Below are 16,836 nucleotides of genomic sequence, written 5' to 3'. Positions count from 1 at the left end.
GCCGCGGTGTCCGGGACGGCCTGAGGCTGCCGTCAATCGGATGGTAGCCGGGCCTGGTAGGCCGGCGCCGCCGGCACGGCCTCGGTGAGCACCGGAGCGGGTACCGCCCGGGTGGAGAACGGTGTCCCGCAACGTCCGCCCGTCCGCCGGAACAGACCGGGCACCTGCTGGCGTTATGCTGACCGCAGATGGCCCACCAGGCCTCTGACCTGGGAAGAAACCGCAGTCCGCGGCCACGAGGACCTCATCGAGGCCCGCACCGAGTTGGGAGAAGGACTCCGACCGCTTGGGGCACGTCGACGAGTACCCCGATGACCGCCTCCGCGCCCCACCTTCCCAGCGCCGTCCTCACCCCGCGCGGCAATCCGCCCCGCCACCGAATCGCCCACCGAAAGGCCCACCATGAGCGAGCAGGCCACCGCCCCCGTCGTCCACCGCGCCGACGCCCGCCACCGCTACGAGATCCTGGTCGACGCGCAGCGCGCCGGCCTCACCGCCTACCGCGACCGCGAGGACCGCAGGGTCTTCTTCCACACCGAGATCGACGACAGCTACGCCGGTCAGGGCCTCGCCTCCATCCTCGTCGAGCAGGCCCTGACCGATGTACGCGCCTCCGGGAAGCGGATCGTCCCCGTCTGCCCGTACGTGGCCAAGTTCCTCAAGAAGCACGAGGAGTTCGCCGACATCACCGATCCGGTGACCCCCGAGATCCTGAGCTGGCTGGACGGCGAACTGCGGCGCTGAGGTCTGCCGGCGACGACGTAGCCGGTACGGGTGCTGCCGCCGGGGCAGACGACGGCGGTCCTGACATCGGCTCAGCGCTGCCGCCGCCTCCGCGGCAGCGCCCGGGACCTGGGTCCGCGGTAGCCGGCCGCGGGGATCTGCCACCCGTGGGCGGGCCCGGCGGGCCCGCCCACCTGGGGTCAGCTGGGGATGACGGCCACGGCGGCCGGGACGTGGTGCAGTACGGCGTGCACGGTGGAGCCCACGCGCCGCATGCGGGCCCCGGGGTTGTGCTGCCCCACGACCATGAGGGCGGCCCGGCCGCTGTTGGAGACCAGGACCTCCGGGGCGGAGCCGATCTCGACGTGTTCGACGACCTCGACCTGGGGGAATTCCTTGCGCCACGGCTCCAGGGCCTCGGCCAGCTCCTGGCGCTGCCGGGGCTCGAGCCCGCCGGCCTCGTCGGCCAGCATCATCGAGCCGGGGCTCCAGGCGAAGACCGGAGGAATGGTCCAGGCACGGATGGCGCGCAGGGTGGCACCGCGGGCGGCCGCCTGCGCGAAGGCGAACTCCAGGACCGGGTTGACATCGCGGTCCCTGGATCCGGTGGGACCGACACCGACGACTACCTCGTCGAGCTTGCGCGGCCCGTCGTCGGTACGGGGCGGACGGGCCACCACGACCGGCCGGGTGGCCTGGCGCAGAACCCGCAGGGAGACCGAGCCGAGCAGGTAGCCCAGTACGGTGCCGTACCCGCGCGAGCCCAGGACCAGCAGGTCGGTCTCGGCGCCTGCGGCGACCAGCCCGGGCACCGGGTCCTCGGCCAGCAGCTCGGCGACGACGTCCAGCTCGGGGTGGTTGGCGCGGACCCGGGACTCGCCGTCCCGCAGGACGCTTCGGGCCCAGCGCTGCTGCACATCGGGGTCGGCGGCCACGGCGACGTCGAGGGGGTTCCACAGCCAGGCGTGGACCAAGCGCAGCCGCGCGCCGCGGCGTGCGGCCTCGTCCGCCGCCCAGTCCGCCGCGGCCAGGGAGTGGTCCGAGCCGTCGAGTCCCACGGTGATGGTGCTGGTCATGGTCGCCTCCACGTACTCAATGCCTTGGAACACCACCCTCTCCCATGGCCCGCTCGGCCCGCATGGGCCGTTGGTCCCTGGCCACTGGTCCGGACGGCCCCAGGGTGAGGTCCGTTCACCTTATCTGGGTCACCGAGGATAGGGGTTGCCGGCGGCAACGGCAGCGGTGGCGACGACTCGTCGAACGGCAGCAGTGGCGATCGCTCGCCGGGGAGTGCCCCGCTCATCCGGATGGGCGACGGCGCGTACGCCATCCGAGTCCGCTGTCACCTTGCCGCCCGCGTCCGAGGCGCGGTCGTCCGCCGGGGACAAGGGCCCGCGCGGGCGCCGGAGGTCCCCGGCGGATGGTGTCCCGGTCGACCGAAGGAGCGGGGACCGGGGCGGGACCGGTCCGAAGTCGGCCGGTTCGGACCGCCGTCCGGCACCGATGTGCTCCGAAGGGGCCCGAGCCTAGAATGCCCCGCGCAAGGCACAGCACCTCCGTACCGAAACACATCGGCAGAGAGGAACTGTTCCGCATGTTCCGCATGGGAAGAAGAAGAAGAAGACGCGGATCCCTGCGCGCCAAGGCGGTGACCCTCACCACCGTGATCGCCACGGCGGCGGGCGCGCTCGCCCTCACCCCGCAGTCGGCCTCGGCGGCCCCCAACTACACCGGTGACCCGGTCCTGTACTGGAACAACGTACTCCTCGGCGCGATCAGGACGGCCGGAGGTCCGCCGGGCCCGATCTCGCGGGCCGCGGCCGAGATGAACGCGGCGATCTACGACGCCGAGAGCTCCTACCAGCTCCGCTGGCACACCATGACCTCCGACCCCTACCTCCAGGCGATCAACTACCCGGCGCTGCTGGAGGGTCCGGGCGAGGAGGAGCGGTTGATCGGCCGCACCGCCTACAACATCCTGCTCAAGCTGTTTCCCGACCAGACGACCTATCTGGACAACAAGTTCAAGGAGCGGTTCGGCACCAACCCCACGGACTTCGACCTCCTCGACGCGACCGTGGTCAAACCGATCGTCACCAACATGTGGAACTTCCGCAACGCCGACGGCTCGGAGAACCAGACCGCGTACACCGCCGACGGCAAGCCCGGTGCCTGGCTGCCCACCAGCTACCCCGACCTTCCGGACCCGGGGTGCACCCGGGCGAGCGACGCCTCCACCCCCGAGTGGGGCAAGGTCAAGCCGTGGGCGCTGACCTCCGGCTCCCAGTACCGTCCGTCGACACCGGGGACGTACTCCTCGTACGACAGCCTGCTCGCCAGTCCCTCCTACGCCGCGCAGGTGGAGCAGGTGCGTTCCCTGGGCGCCGAGAACTCCACGACGCGCACCACCGACCAGACCGCGGCGGCCTGGTTCTGGGCCAACGACGCCAACGGCACCTACAAGCCGCCGGGGCAGCTGCTCGACATCACTGCCCGGGTCTCCCGGGACCGGGGGCTGACCCCGTACCAGAACGCCCGGCTGTTCGCACTGGTCTCGGTCGCGATGGCGGACTCGGCCATCGCCGAGTGGGACGTCAAGTACCAGACGCCGATCGACCTCTGGCGTCCGGTCTCGGCCATCCGCGAGGGTCTGGGGGACACCGGCTGGAAGCCGCTGTCGGGTACGACGCCGTGCTTCCCGGCGTGGGCGTCCGGTCACGCCGCCTTCGCTGCCGCGTGGGCGGGGATCATGCGGCAGTACTTCAAGACCGACAACATCACCTTCACGGCCTCGACCGACGAGCCCAGGTCTCCGGTGAAGACCCGCACGTTCACCAGCTTCAGCCAGGCCGCGCGCGAGGAGGCGGACAGCAGGCTCTGGCTCGGCGTCCACTACCCGTGGGACGCGAGTGACGGACTGGCGCTCGGGGAGAACGTCGCCACCTGGGTCTTCAGCCACACCATGCGCGCCGCGGGCTCGTAGCGCACCCACGGCGCCCCGGCAGGCAGCGCCCGCCACCGCGACGGGTAGGCGGGCGCTCGCCGGCCCCGGGTCGACCGGGCAGGCCAGGTCGCTGCCGGTCGAAGACCATCGGTGAGCCTTCGCCGATGCGCCGGCACCCACGTCGATGCGCGGTGCCGGCTGTGTGGCCGTGGTGGGGTCAGTGGTCCGGCTCACCCAGCACGCTGCGGCAGTGCGCGCGGGCCGGCTCCGACAGCAGTGGGCGCCATCGGGTGAACAGGTCGCGCAGGTCCGCGCCGTAGCGGACGCGGGCCTGCGGGCTCACCGCGAGGATGTCCAGTTCGTTGGCGGCGGTGAGTTCGGCGAAATCCCGACGGGCTTCGATACTCGGCCGCGTCCGTGCGCCGGTGAACCGGTCCACGAAGGTACTCGGCTCGTCGGTCAGTCCGGGGTGGGAGGACGCGCGGTCGCAGGAGGCGTAGAAGTAGACGAGCTCCTCGGCTTCGGCGCCGATCGCCTCCACCAGCTCCGCCCGGCGTTCCAGGTCCAGCAGCGCCACCGGGAACCCGTCGGTCCCGTAGAACGCGTGACACAGCCCGGCCGACACCAGCGCCGGGCGAGCACCCCACGAGGCGAGAAGCGCGCTGACCCGCCGCAGATGCGCCATCAGTGTTCCGCCGGGGTGCTCGATGCCTTCCGCTCCGGCCGCCTTCAAGATCGCCAGTGCTTCCGCGGTCATCCCACCATCACCTGTCCGAACGGGTCGCCGTATGATCCCCAACAGCCCCTGATCTTAAGACCGGAGACAGCCAGGAGTGGCCGGATCGAGCCCCTTCGCCGCGGTGGTGGCCCGCACCTCGGCGCCGCCGCCCTGCCCCCTCGGCGTCCCGGCACCGGCAGGTGGCAAGGTCCGTTCGCCCCGTCCGCGAGGCACCCGAGGGCGTCGCACAACTATTCTACGGGCCTGAGTTCACCATTCCGTCACGATCTTGACCAAATCCCCTTTAAGCTCACTGGCGAGGCGGTTCTCCGTATCTCTATGTACTCCCTGAAGCAGGCCTGCAGGCCCTTCTGAACGCTGAGAGCAGGGGATGACATCTACAAATGAACAAGCGAAGGGAGCCGCGCCCCAGCCGCGTCGGCGGTGGTCGGGCGCGCCCGGTCGCCGCACCGTCGGCTCAGTGGCCGCGCTCACCTTGGTATTAGGTGGTGGCTCGTTGGCCCTGGCGCCGACGGCACACTCCCAGGCGGGGGACGGGTCGGTGACGGTCCGGGTGATCCGGGCCGTGGACACCAGCGGTGTGTGGACGCCCGCGCTGGAACCGGGCATCGCGGGCGTCAAGGTGACCCTCACCGACGACGCCGGGGAAGGCGTCGAGGGAACCACGGCGGCCGACGGCACCGTGACGCTGACTCCGGAGGAGGGGAAGGCCACCAGCGGCAAGTACCGGGTACAGGTGCACAATCCGAAGCCGGGCGTGCTCTTCCCGGCCTTCGCCTCGCGCCAGGGACTGGACGGCGCGCCCAACCAGTTGAGCAGCAACGAGGAGTTCGTCGATCTCTCCGGCGGGAAGAGTGTCGCGTTCACCACCGGGCTGTGGAATCCGGCCGACTACTGCCAGAAGAACGCGAAACTGGTGACGACCTGCCAGGCCGCCAGGCGTGAGGGCGGGACGCAGCGCACGCTGGTCTCCTTCCCGTACGACGCGCGCGGTCAGGACGGCGTGGACGTCAACGTCACGAACGTCGCCACCAACGCCGAGACCGGCACGCTGTACGGCATCGCGTGGAACAAGGCCGACAAGCGGGTGTTCTCCTCGGCGTTGGCGAAGCGCACCACGGACTACGGTCCGGGTGGCGCCGGGGGGATCTATGTGACCGACAGCGCGCAGAAGAAGACCACGCTGTTCACCGTCGTCCCGGACGCGGGGACGACGGCGCACGGCTCGGGTACCGACGACGCGTTCCTCCCCGTGCCCGGCAAGGAGAGCCTGGGCGGCATCAAGATCACCGATGACGGCAGGGACCTGTTCGTCGTCAACCTCAACAACCGCAAGCTCTACCGCTACGACGCCACCGCGGCGACCGCGGCGGCGCCGAAGGCCGTCACCGCCATCCCGGACCCGGGCTGTCCGGCGGCGGTGGACTGGCGTCCGTTCGGCCTCGGTCTGCACGACGGCCTCGGCTACCTCGGCGGGGTGTGCTCGGGCGAGTCCACCGGGAAGGTCTCGGACCTGCGCGCGGTGGTCATGCCCTTCGACCTGGCCACCGGAGCGTTCCAGAAGCCGGTGCTGAACCAGCCGCTGGACTATCCGCGCCAGTCCACGGTCGGCGGTCCCCCCTGCGACGGGGCGGGCTGGTTCCCCTGGACCAACACCTTCCCGACCTCGCAGAACGGTCAGGAATGCCGGTCCTATCTGGCGCAGCCCGAACCGGAGCTGGGTGAGATCGACTTCGAGACCGACGGCTCCATGCTGCTGGCCTTCCGCGACCGCTTCGGCGATCGCGCCCCGGCCGGCGCCCTGCCCAACACACCCGGCCAGATCATGTCGGGCGGCGACCTGAACAAGGCGTGCCTGGCGGGCGGGGAGTACGTGATGGACACCAACAACGGCTGCGGGCTCTCCCCCCGGGGCACCCGCTTCTTCGACACCAGCTGGGGCGGCCACCACAACGCGGACTTCGCGGGCATCGCGTTCTCCAGGGTGGAGAACACCATCGCGACCTCCGGCTTCGACCCCAACAAGACCGCCTTCGGGTACGGCACCGCCTTCCTCCAGCGCGACGGCAAGCAGGACCCGAAGAGCGGCCTGCGCCTCAACCCGCCGGGGGCCACCGCCCCGTTCGGCAAGGGCGCCTCGATGGGCGACCTGGAGGTGCTCTGCGACCAGGCCCCGCTCCAGATCGGCAACCGGGTCTGGTACGACCCCGAGCGCAAGGGCATCCAGGGTCCGGGCCAGCGCCCGGTCGCGGGGGTGACCGTCCACCTGTACGACGCCTCGGGCAAGGTGGTGGGGACGACCAAGACGACGGCGCGCGGCGAGTACTACTTCGACGACTCCAATGTCACCGGCGGCCTCAAGCCGAGGACCAAGTACACCGTCCGCCTCGACAACCCGGCCGACTACGCCAAGGAAGGCCCGCTCTACCAGTGGGTCCCCACGGACGCGGACGTCGGCGACAACCACTTCGTCGATTCCAAGGGCGTCGTCCCCAGCGGTGGGAAGTTCCCGGAGCGGGCGCTGACCACCGGGGGGCCGGGCGAGAACGACCACACCTACGACTTCGGCTTCCGGCAACAGGAGGGCGTGCTGCGCCTGGTCAAGCACGACCAGGACGGCAAGCCGCTGGCCGGGGCGAATTTCCAGCTCTGGAAGGAGAGCAACGACTCCGAGGGCCTGCAGACCACCGGGACGGAGCCGGACACCCGGGTCGACAAACCCTGTACGACCGGGAAGGACGGCATCTGCCAGGGCACCGGGCTGCCGGCGACGTACTACTGGCAGGAGGTCAGCCCACCCGCGGGATACGCCGCACCGGACGAGCCGGTGTTCGGGCCGCTGGTTCTGACCTCGGAGAATCTCGACGCCGGGGTCTCAGTGACAGCGGTCAACCGACGGTTGCCCGATCCCAAGCCGACACCGCCACCGTCGACGCCGGCACCGAACACCCCGGGCACCCCGAACAGCCCGGGCACCCCGCAGGCACCGGGCCCGGCGCCCGGCTCGCACCTGGCGACCACCGGCATGAGCCGGATGGTTCCGCTGGCCATGGCCGGCTGTGCCGCGCTCACCGCGCTCGGTGCGGCACTGGTCCTGCTGGTGCGCAGACGAAGGGCGCAGCACCTCTAGCTCCCGAGCGGGGCGACCGGTACCGGTGACCTCCGGGCCGGATCGGGCGGGTTCGCGGACCAGCGGTTCGCGAACCCGCCCTCCTGCGTGACCGACCGAGAAGAGAAGGCGACTGCATGGCTCGGAAGAGGAAGACCAGCGGCCGTACGCCGCGTCGGACCCTCTGGTTCAGAACACTGATCGCGGTCGCGGTGTGCGGGGCCGCGGTGGGCGGCCTGGCCGCCTACCGGACCCTGTCCGATGGCACCACCGAGCGTCCGGTGACGACGGAGGAGGCGTCCCGACTGGCGCTGTCGCGGCTGAATCTGTACCAGGCCAGTCCGGTGGAGGTGAGCCTGACCGCCACCGAGGGCGGCGGAGTGGTGGTGCGGGTCGAAGGGGTCGTGGACTACCGGTCCCGCCGGGGCGTGGGGAGTTACCAGGTCACCGGGGCTTCCGGAGCCGCCGGCTCCGCCGAAGCCGGCGGGTCCTCCGCCGAGCGGCTCGACCGCGGCCTGATCGTCTGGGACACCGGCGGCCTCGGCCTGGCCCCCGCGCGGAAGGGCGACAAGAGCCCGCCCTGGCAGCAGGCCGAACGCCTTCCGCGCTCGGCCTGGTCCCCGCGCTCCTACACCACCGATCCCCTGGACGCCGGTCTCCAGTTGCTGATCGGGCTCGGCGCCGACCGCCCCGACAACCCCCTGCTGCTGGCCCAGTCGGGAGCGCGCCGGCTGGGGAGCGACCGCATCGACGGCCGCGACTACGACCGGTTCGCCGGGCCGCGCGCCCAGGGGACCACACCCAAGGCGGGGTCCGCCGGCGAACGGTCCCCGCTGACGTACTGGGTCGACGGTGACGGCGGCCTGCGGAAGGTGACGATGCGGATGCCGGGCCTGGGGACCCCGACCACCCTGGAGTTCTCCGGGCACGACAGCCGCGCGAAGCTCCCCGAGGCGCCGTGGCTCACCGGCTGACGTGTCCGCACCCCCGCACGCCCTGCTCCCACGACCGCCGGCGACGGCCCTCGACTCGGGCCTCGTCGCCTCCCGCTTCCCCGGCTCGGGCCTCGTCGGCCGCCGGGGGCGCGGCGAGGCCCGAGTCCACCAGGCGCCGGGCTCAGCGTCGGCGCGGCACCGCGTCCGTGGCCTTCGGGAGCGGGTACGCGTCCGCGTCGACGGACCCCGGCAGGTCGGTCGCCGGGCGGCCCGGGGCCTTCGGATCCGGCATGGACGGCTGGTCGGGCGGGGCCGGCACCTGGCTGAACGGGACGCCGGGCGGCGCCTCCACCGGCGTCGTCCGACCGGCGGGCAGCGCGCGCCGACCGCGGCTGCCGCAGCCCGCGCGAGCCTCCAGGCCGTCCGGGCTCTGGGTGGCCGGCCCGTTGTCCGAGAAGCAGTTGCCGGGATCGACGGAGGCCAGCACGAGATCGGTGCCGTTGCCGGTGGCGCGGTTGCCCTCGACGCGGTTGCCGCTCGCCGGATGCCCCGCCGGGTCGGTGACGACCACCCCGGCCGCCCGGTTGCCCCGGATCAGATTGCGCAGCACGCGGTTCTCGGTGCCGCCGCCGATCCCGATGCCGATGCCGAAGCCCCCGTCCGCCTGCTGGGGCGTGTCGGCGGCGTTGTTGTCGACGACCACGTTGCCCGCGATCAGCGCGTCGTGCTGGGGGGCGAGGGCCTCCAGGTCATTGGAGTTGACCGTGACGCCGACCCGGTTGCGGGCGATGCGGTTGCCCAGCACGGACAGGCCCTCCGAGGCGTTGGTCAGCTCGATGCCGACCGCGTTGCGCTCCACGGTGTTGCCGCGGACCACGGTCTCGCAGGGCTTGCACTGGCCGACGTAGATGCCCGAGTCGGGGTGGCCGGAGGCGTAGGAGTCCTCGATCACGCCGTTGCGCGCGTCAAAGGCGTAGATGCCGTACAGGCCGTTGTCGTACGCCGTCACCCGGGTCGCGCGGAAGCCCCGGACGGCGGGGAAGCGGGCGGTGTCCAGCGGGTCGTAGGCGGAGCCGCCGGCGCCGCGCTGCTGCAACCGCTTGTCGGTGACGCCGGTGAACAGCACGCCGTTGGCGAGGTATCCGTGCACGGTGAGGTTCTCGACCACCGAGCCGGCGCCGGTCACGGTGATGCCGTTGACCAGGCGCACACCCCCGTCGAAGACCACCGCGTTGCGGTCCGTTCCGCGCAGCACCACGCGGTCCTTGGTGACCTGCACGCTCTCCCGGTACACCCCCGGGCTGATCAGCACCGTGTCCCCCGCCCGAGCGACGTCCACCGCCTGCTGCACCGTGCGGAAGTCCTGCGGAACGCGCACCACGTTCCCGGCCGGATGCCGCGCGTCGCCGGAGTCCGAATCCGTTCCGGAGCACCCGGTGGCCGCCATCGCGACCAGGACGACCAGCAGCGACAGACGCTGCGCGGCCCGGGACACCACGGTCCGGAACACCGCCGCCGGGGCTTTCCGGCGGCTCAACAGGCCTTCTGCGGAGGGCGTTTGCATGACAGGTGTTTTATCGTCTCCAATAGGCGCATGCCCACCGAACCGGGAAACGCGCAGGATCCGTCCAGACCCACGGCAGCCGGTTTGGGGCGGCGCCGGGCGCTTCTCGCCGCCGGAGCCGTGCTGGCCGCCGGGGCCGGCGCGGCGGCCGTCGAGCTGGCGCAGGACGACCAGGATGCCGACCGCGCCACCGCCGGGGCCCCGCCGGCCGATGCCGCGATCCCCTTCCACGGCGCCCGGCAGGCAGGTGTCACGGCCTTCCAGCAGCCGGCGACGCACCTGCTCTCCTTCGACCTCCCGCGCACCTCCGCCGCCGCCGACCGCAAGACCCTGCGCGGTGTGCTCGCCGCGCTGACCCGCACCCTGGCCACCGCGGCCTCCGACGCCCCGCGGGACCCCCGGCTCCAGGGCGGCGGTGCCACCCGGCTCACCTCCCTGGTCGGCATCGGCCCCGCCCTCGCCGCCCGGCTGCGCCTCGACGTCCCCGCCGTGCTCGCCCCGTTACCGTCCTTCCCCGGCGACCGCCTCGACCCGCGCCGCAGTGACGGCGATCTGCTGGTCCAACTGTGCGCGGCCGACCGCTGGACCCTCACCGTCGTCGCCGAACTGGTCGCCGCCGCCGCGCACGCCGCCGGTGCCGCGCCGCGCTGGACCCAGTCCGGCTTCCTGCCCCACACGGCCCCGGGCACCACCCCGCGCAATCTGTTCGGTTCCAAGGACGGCACCGCCAACCCCGACCGCACGGCGGCCGAGCGGTGGGTCTGGGGACCGGCCGGGGCCCACCGGCACGGCACCGTCCTGGTCTACCGCAGGATCCGCATGGACGTCGCCGGCTTCGCGGCGCTCCCGGAGGGCCGGCGCGACCTGGTGATGGGCCGCCGCGCCCGCGACGGCGCCCCCCTCAGCGGCACCGCCGAGCACGACGAACCGGACATCTACGCGAAGAATCCCGACGGCTCCTACGTCATCCCCGCCACCGCCCATGTGCGGCTGGCCAGTCCCCGCTTCGACGGCGGCGCCCGCATGCTCCGCCGCAGCTACAGCTACGACGACGGCCCGACCGACCGCGGCCTGCTGTTCTGCGCCTTCATGCGCGACCCCGCCCAGTTCACCCGTGTGCAGAACCGGCTGGCCGCCCGCGACGCCCTCAATCCCTTCCTCCAGCACCGGGCCTCGGCCGTGGCCTACGTCCTGCCCGGTGCCGCACCCGACGGGACCCTCGGCGAACAGCTGTGGACCTGAGGCCGGCGCCGATCACCGGGCCCGCCGGATGGCCCGGCCACGGCGCCGTTCCCCGAGCCCCCACAGGCCGCCCGGACCCGACCCGGCGACCCTCCGCGGCCTTTCGGGGCCCCGGCCGTCGGCCGTCCGTGGCCCTTCCCTGAGCCGTCCGTGTCAACGTCACGCCCACCCGCTCGCGCCTGCTCCGCGCTCCCCGCACATCGCTGGACCATTGCCCCGGTCAGGACGGAGCGACGGGTCCGAGCGGTATCGAGGGGAACGGCCGATGCACAGAGCAGTACGTCCGGATCGCAGAACGCTGCTCGCCGGCGTCCTCGCGGGCGCCACCGCCGCGCTCTGCGGGTGCTCGTCGACGAGGACCTCCCTGGTGGCGGCCGGCGCTTCGCCGAGCCTGCGGCCGACCACACCCTCCGCGGCGTTCGCCAGACTGATGGAGGGCAACCAGCGCTGGGTGAGCGGAAACCTCCACCATCCCGACCGGGATCCGAACCGGCGGCAGCTCGTGGCCCAGACGCAGAAGCCCTTCGGCTCGATCCTCTCGTGCATCGACTCCCGAGTTCCGCCCGAGCTCCTCTTCGACACCGGGCTGGGTGATCTCTACGTGATGCGCACCGGCGGGGAGGCGGACGGCCCGGTGGTCACCGGTTCCGTCGAGTACGGGCCGCTCACCAGTGGCACCCCGCTGATCGTGGTCCTCGGGCATCAGCGGTGCGGCGCAGTGAAGGCGGCGTACACGTCTCTCCGGGACGGCAAGCCGCTGCCCGGCAACCTCCAGGCGATCGTGAGGTCCCTGCGGCCGGCATACGCTCAGGCAGTCCGAAAAGGCGGCCCCGACCCGGTCGAGACCATGGCCCGTGTCCAGGTCACGCTGCTCACCGCGGATCTGCGGTCCGACGGGGTCCTCGCCCCCCTCGTGTCGAGGGGCTCCCTTGCCGTGGTCGGCGCCTTCTACTCGCTGGACACCGGCAAGGTGGAGGTCCTGACCAGCGCGCCGTCCTGAGCCGGCCGGGCGGGTCCGACGGCTCCGCCCGAGCGGCGGCGGACGAGCGGCCCGTCAGCGGCGGCGCGGGCGGGGAGCCGGTACCGCCGGCGGACTGCCGGCCGCGCCCGCGGGCCGGTGCCGCCGGGCCCGGCCGGACCACTCGCCGGCGTCGTACAGCACGCGACACGAGGGGGTTCTACGGCCGCGGACCGCGCGCCGCTGCCGAAGCCGCGGCGACCGGCGTGACCAGGGCCGTCCGGCTCAGGCCCACACCGCCTCCGCCGCCGCCGCGCCGAGGAAGGCCGCACCGAGCCCGGCCACGACACTGGCGACCAGGTTGGCGGCGGCGAGGAACCTCGCGCCCGACTCGGCCAGCCGCATCGTCTCGTAGGAGAACGTCGAGTACGTGGTCAGCGCCCCGCACAGTCCGGTGCCCACCAGCAGCTGCACCGAGTCGGAGGCGGCACCGCGGAGGGCGGCGCCGGTCAGCACACCCAGGACCAGGCAGCCGAGCACGTTCACGGTGAAGGTCCCCCATGGGAAGACCGTGTCGTGCCGCTTCTGCACCGTCCGGTCGGTCAGATAGCGCAGGGGGGCGCCGACCGCGGCTCCGACGGCCACCAGCAACCAGTTCACTTCGCGCACTCCGTTCCGCGGCCGGCACGGCGGACGGCCGCGCACTCATGGGGGATCACGAGGCTTCCGCCGGCCTGTGCCGCCACGCCGCGGCCCGGCGCGTCACCCAGGCCGCGCTCCACACCGCCGCCAGCGCCACCAGCGGCGTCAGCCCCAGGTAGAGCAGCCCCGCCCCGGGTCGACCGCCGTCCACCAGCTTCCGGGTGTCGACCGCGTAGGTGGAGAAGGTCGTGAACCCGCCCAGCACCCCGGTGCCGAAGAACGGCCGCACCAGCCGGTGGGCCGTCCGCACCTCGCTGATGAGAACCATGAACGCGCCGATCACCGCGCAGCCGACCGCGTTCACCCCCAGGGTGATCCATGGGAAGCCACCGCCCGCCGTCGGCCACAGCAGGGACGCGCCATAGCGGCCCGAGGCGCCCATCGCGCCGCCCAGTGCCACCACGGCCACCACCGGGCCCTGGTCCCGCCAGGCGCCGGGCCGCCGCACGGGGACGTGCGGGTCGGCCTCCGGGGCGATGGACTCGCCGACGGCCAGGGACTGCGAGGGCTTCACGGGTACACGTCTCCTACTCGCCGGGCACCCTGGTCCCCAGGGCGCGCGTGATCGCAAGTAGGGACCGTTGGCGGCGCCGATGCCGCGGTTCGGGTACGGCGGGCCCCACCGCCGCGCGGCCGCCCGGTCGGGCCGCCGCCGACGAACAGGGTACGGCACGGCCGAAGCGCGCCCCTGGTCGGAAGCCGCCTGCCGACCGGGCGGCGGTCGGCAGGCGCCGCGCGGAGTGCCGGGCCTACGATGGTCATGACTTCCCGATGCAGGGCTCCGCCGGAGGGCCACCGCCCCGCAGGCGGCCTGGCCAGGAGCCGTGGAGGCGCCGGAGATGACCACCACCACGCACGACGGGGCCGCGGTGGCCAGGCCGGTGGTCGTCGGAGTGGGGCGGTCGGCCGTGAGCCCGGAGGTGCGGTGGGCCGTGGAGGCCGCGGCCGTGCGCGGGCTGCCGCTGCGCCTGGTGCACGCCCTGGACTGGCCGCCGGGTGCCGATCCGCATCCCCGGGTGCCGCACCCGGAGCAGACCTGGAGCGGGCGCCACCGGGCCGCCGCGGAGGCGGTGCTCCGGGACGCCGCCGACTTCGCGCACCGGCACTGGCCCGCGCTGGAGGTCGAGACGTGTGCCCAGGACGGACCCGTCTCCCGGGTGCTGCGGGAGCAGGAGCCCCAGGCCGCCATGGTCGTGGTGGGCGAGAAGCGGCTCACCATGGCCGAGGAACTGGTGACCCGCGCCGGGCTCGGCGCGACGCTGAGCGCGCACCCCCGATGTCCGGTGGTGGTGGTCCAGGAGGGACCTGCCCCGGAGGGCCGGCCGCCGGTCGTCGTGGTGGGCGTCGACGGGTCGCGGTCCTCCCGGGACGCGGTCGCCTTCGCCTTCGAGGAGGCGGCCGCCCACGGCGCACGGGTCGAGGCGGTTCAGGCGCACCCCGGCCACCCGGCGGTGTCCGACGAGGCCCAGGAGTGGTTCGCGCAGCGGGCTCGGGCCGAACTGTCGGAGGCCACCGCGGGCTGGGCGGAGCGGGAACCGGGCATCGTGGTGGAGCATGTGGAGGATGTCGGCAAGCCCGCCCAGGTGCTGTGCCACCGCGCCCGGCACGCTCGCCTGCTGGTCGTCGGCACGCGCGGCCGAGGTGGCCTGCGCGGTCTCCTCCTGGGCTCGGTGAGCCGGACCCTGCTGCACCAGGCCCCCTGCCCGGTGGCCGTGGTGCCACCAGGCCCCTGAGCGAGCGGCGCCGCTCAGGGGCGGATCGGGGGTGGGGCGGCGGAGCCGGTTCGGCGCCCGCCGGCAGCGCGCTGAGGCGGTCCGGCCGTCCGTGAGAGGCGTGGGCCGGACCGCCTCGGGGCATGTGTGCGGCCGGTCGGGTGACTGGCCAGGGCGGTCAGCGCAGTCGGTTGAGCGCCTGCTGGAAGGCGGCCGCGTGCCTGGCCTCGTCGGCGGCGGTGTCGCGGAAGTAGCGGGCGGCGGCCGTGTCGCCGACGGCGGCGGCCCGCTTGGCGAACCCCGGGGACAGGCTGGTGGCCTCGTTGCGCTCCCCCGTGATGGCCGTGCGCAGGTCCGTCTTCGTGGCGTGGACGAGGCCGGCCAGGACCGCCTCGTCGGCGAAGTGCTCGTTCAGCTCCACCCCGGCGGTGCCCTCGAACAGGCGGGCCAGCGCGGTGTTGCCGGCCTGCCGCGCATGGGCGGCGAAGAGCATGTACTTGGCGTGGGCGAGCGCCTCACCGTGCATCGCGGTGTCGAGGTTGGTCTTCGTCCGGGCGGCTTTCACCTTCGGCGGCCCCGCGGGCACCGGAACCCTGTCGGCCTTCGGCGGCGCCGGGATGGTGCCCCGGCCGGTGGTCACGACCGTGAGCGCGGTGCGGTAGGCGTCGCGGTGACGGCCCTCGTCGCCGGCGAGTTCGGTGAACCGGCGGGCGGCCTCCTGGTCTCCGTCCTTGCGGGCCTGCTCCGCGAACCCGCGGTACATGACCTGGTGTTCGTAGCTTTCGCCCTTGATGGCCTGGCGCAGGTTGGCCGTGTCCGATCCGACGGTTCCGGCCAGGGCGGCTGCCTGGCGCAGGTGCTCCGTCAGCTCGGTCCGCGCCGTGCTGCGGAAGAGCTTGCCGACGGCCGGGTGGGCCTGGCGGTCGGCTTCGGCGGCGAAGAGGTTGTAGGCGGCGTAGGCGAACGCCTCCCCCTTCATCGCGGTGGCCAGGTCGGAGAGGGTCTGCGCGTGCGGAGCCGAAGGTCCGCCGAACGGGGCCTGGTGTCGACCGGCCGGCGCCGTGAGCGCCACGGCCGTGGCCGCCGGAGCGGCTGCGGCCAGCGTGCACAGGCCGACCACCAGCGTGCGTATCGAGTAGCGGAACATGACGTCCTCCTTCCGGGGCACACCCTTCCGGGTGCGCGCCCCTCCCTCATGCCACCCGTACCTGCGCACGACCGCCCCTTCACAACAGCCTTTCGAGTGAGTACGCACCGTCATCGCGCGCCTTTCGCCGGCCCGATCCTCCCCCTCGGCAGGCGGCGTTCTCCCCGAACGAGCCCGCCATCGACCGGTCGTACCGGCCGCGCGGGCGGGCGGCTGGACCGCCTCCTGCCGGCCGGTGGCCCCGCCCGGACTGGGCGAGTTGCCGGGGCGGGGGCCCGGGCCGCTCGGCGACTGGGGGCACCGCCTCCGCGGACGCGCCAAGCGCCCGGCATGACGGCCCGGGGCTCCCCCGCCCCGAGGAGGTCCGGGCGCGGCCGCCGTCCGGCCGCGGTCGTCCGGGGGAAGGCCGCGGTCCTCCAGGACCAGGAGATGGGTGCGGGCGGCGCTACAGCTGCCGCAGGAGGTCCGCGGCCATGTCGGCGGTGGTCTCGGGCGGCGGCGTCGCGTCGAGCACGGCTCCGCGCTCGTCCGGTTCCAGGGGTTCGAGCGTGGCGAGTTGCGAGGCGAGAAGCGATCTGGGCATGAAGTGGCCGGTGCGCCGGAGGAGCCGCTCCGCCAGCACCGCACGGTCGGCGGTCAGATGCAGGAAGAAGGCGCTCGGGCAGGCCGCTCGCAGCGTGTCCCGGTAGCGGCGCCGGAGTGCGGAGCAGGCGACCACGGCCCCCGTGCCCTCCGCCTCGTGCTCGTGCAGCCAGCGGCCGATGGACTCCAGCCAGGGCTGACGGTCGGCGTCATCGAGCGGTGTACCGGCGGACATCTTGGCGATGTCCGCCGCGGAGTGGAAGTCGTCGCCTTCCGCGAAGGGCAGGTCCAGCCGCCGTGCGAGCAGGCGGGCCATGGTGGTCTTACCGGTCCCGGCCACGCCGATGACCACGATGCACGGGGGGCGGCGCTCAGCGCTGGGGGTCACCACACCGGTTCTGCTTCCCTGTGTGGGCTCCGGTGAAGCTTCCCGGGTGGGTCCGCGTGCGCGCTCCCGTGTGCGTGGCCGCACGGCCCGC

Annotated in this window: 14 protein-coding genes; 7 read left to right on the top strand and 7 right to left on the bottom strand. The window is 73.3% G+C overall.

Annotated features, from left to right (window positions below):
* Positions 1-402: 402 nt before the first annotated feature.
* Entirely contained in the window at positions 403-744 is a 342-nt protein-coding gene (locus E4099_RS01200; RefSeq protein ID WP_135336982.1) for a GNAT family N-acetyltransferase, read from the top strand.
* A 179-nt stretch (positions 745-923) separates the two neighbouring features.
* Here E4099_RS01200 and E4099_RS01195 read toward each other — a convergent pair whose 3' ends face one another.
* Positions 924-1,832 (bottom strand): universal stress protein, encoded by a 909-nt coding sequence (locus E4099_RS01195; protein ID WP_342451895.1) that lies wholly within the window; start codon positions 1,830-1,832, stop codon positions 924-926.
* A gap of 485 nt (positions 1,833-2,317) precedes the next feature.
* Between E4099_RS01195 and E4099_RS01190 the strand changes: the two genes are divergently transcribed.
* Complete coding sequence (locus E4099_RS01190) at positions 2,318-3,706, top strand: vanadium-dependent haloperoxidase (protein ID WP_245244470.1); 1,389 nt, start codon at positions 2,318-2,320, stop codon at positions 3,704-3,706.
* Positions 3,707-3,884: 178 nt separating this feature from the next.
* Here the strand turns inward: E4099_RS01190 and E4099_RS01185 are convergent, their stop codons facing one another.
* A complete protein-coding gene (locus E4099_RS01185) occupies positions 3,885-4,424 on the bottom strand; it encodes a DUF6817 domain-containing protein (RefSeq protein ID WP_135336981.1) in 540 nt (179 codons plus the stop codon).
* Between the two features lie 523 nt (positions 4,425-4,947).
* Between E4099_RS01185 and E4099_RS01180 the strand changes: the two genes are divergently transcribed.
* Together E4099_RS01180 and E4099_RS01175 are read left to right on the top strand one after the other, a co-directional pair.
* A complete protein-coding gene (locus E4099_RS01180; protein ID WP_135336980.1) occupies positions 4,948-7,536 on the top strand; it encodes an SdrD B-like domain-containing protein in 2,589 nt (862 codons plus the stop codon).
* A 116-nt stretch (positions 7,537-7,652) separates the two neighbouring features.
* Positions 7,653-8,489, top strand: coding sequence for a hypothetical protein (locus E4099_RS01175; RefSeq protein WP_135336979.1), 837 nt, complete (start codon positions 7,653-7,655; stop codon positions 8,487-8,489).
* A 142-nt stretch (positions 8,490-8,631) separates the two neighbouring features.
* On the opposite strand, the gene E4099_RS01170 is transcribed toward E4099_RS01175, so the two are convergent.
* Positions 8,632-9,987, bottom strand: coding sequence for a right-handed parallel beta-helix repeat-containing protein (locus tag E4099_RS01170; RefSeq protein ID WP_245244469.1), 1,356 nt, complete (start codon positions 9,985-9,987; stop codon positions 8,632-8,634).
* Positions 9,988-10,044: 57 nt separating this feature from the next.
* On the opposite strand from E4099_RS01170, the gene E4099_RS01165 reads away from it, so the two are divergent.
* Positions 10,045-11,256, top strand: a complete 1,212-nt coding sequence (locus tag E4099_RS01165) for a Dyp-type peroxidase (RefSeq protein ID WP_245244468.1) — start codon at positions 10,045-10,047, stop codon at positions 11,254-11,256.
* Between the two features lie 265 nt (positions 11,257-11,521).
* Positions 11,522-12,256 (top strand): carbonic anhydrase, encoded by a 735-nt coding sequence (locus E4099_RS01160; protein WP_209446495.1) that lies wholly within the window; start codon positions 11,522-11,524, stop codon positions 12,254-12,256.
* 243 nt (positions 12,257-12,499) lie between these two features.
* Here the strand turns inward: E4099_RS01160 and crcB are convergent, their stop codons facing one another.
* Together crcB and E4099_RS01150 are read right to left on the bottom strand one after the other, a co-directional pair.
* On the bottom strand, positions 12,500-12,874 hold the full coding sequence (gene crcB / locus E4099_RS01155) for a fluoride efflux transporter CrcB (RefSeq protein WP_135336978.1): 375 nt from the start codon (positions 12,872-12,874) through the stop codon (positions 12,500-12,502).
* Between the two features lie 55 nt (positions 12,875-12,929).
* Positions 12,930-13,430: a fluoride efflux transporter FluC gene (locus E4099_RS01150; RefSeq protein ID WP_386389095.1), complete on the bottom strand. Its 501-nt coding sequence runs from the start codon at positions 13,428-13,430 to the stop codon at positions 12,930-12,932.
* A 325-nt stretch (positions 13,431-13,755) separates the two neighbouring features.
* Between E4099_RS01150 and E4099_RS01145 the strand changes: the two genes are divergently transcribed.
* Positions 13,756-14,649 carry a universal stress protein gene (locus E4099_RS01145; RefSeq protein ID WP_135336977.1) on the top strand — a complete coding sequence of 298 codons (894 nt, stop codon included), beginning with the start codon at positions 13,756-13,758 and terminating at the stop codon, positions 14,647-14,649.
* Between the two features lie 157 nt (positions 14,650-14,806).
* Here E4099_RS01145 and E4099_RS01140 read toward each other — a convergent pair whose 3' ends face one another.
* Positions 14,807-15,775: a ferritin family protein gene (locus tag E4099_RS01140; RefSeq protein ID WP_245244467.1), complete on the bottom strand. Its 969-nt coding sequence runs from the start codon at positions 15,773-15,775 to the stop codon at positions 14,807-14,809.
* A 445-nt stretch (positions 15,776-16,220) separates the two neighbouring features.
* The gene (locus E4099_RS01135; RefSeq protein ID WP_245244466.1) at positions 16,221-16,745 is read right to left on the bottom strand and encodes a gluconokinase; all 525 of its coding nucleotides are present in this window, start codon (positions 16,743-16,745) and stop codon (positions 16,221-16,223) included.
* Positions 16,746-16,836 lie beyond the last annotated feature (91 nt).

The sequence above is a fragment of the Streptomyces palmae genome, assembly GCF_004684805.1.
GTDB lineage: Bacteria > Actinomycetota > Actinomycetes > Streptomycetales > Streptomycetaceae > Streptomyces > Streptomyces palmae.
This window is presented reverse-complemented; position numbering and strand designations above follow the sequence as displayed.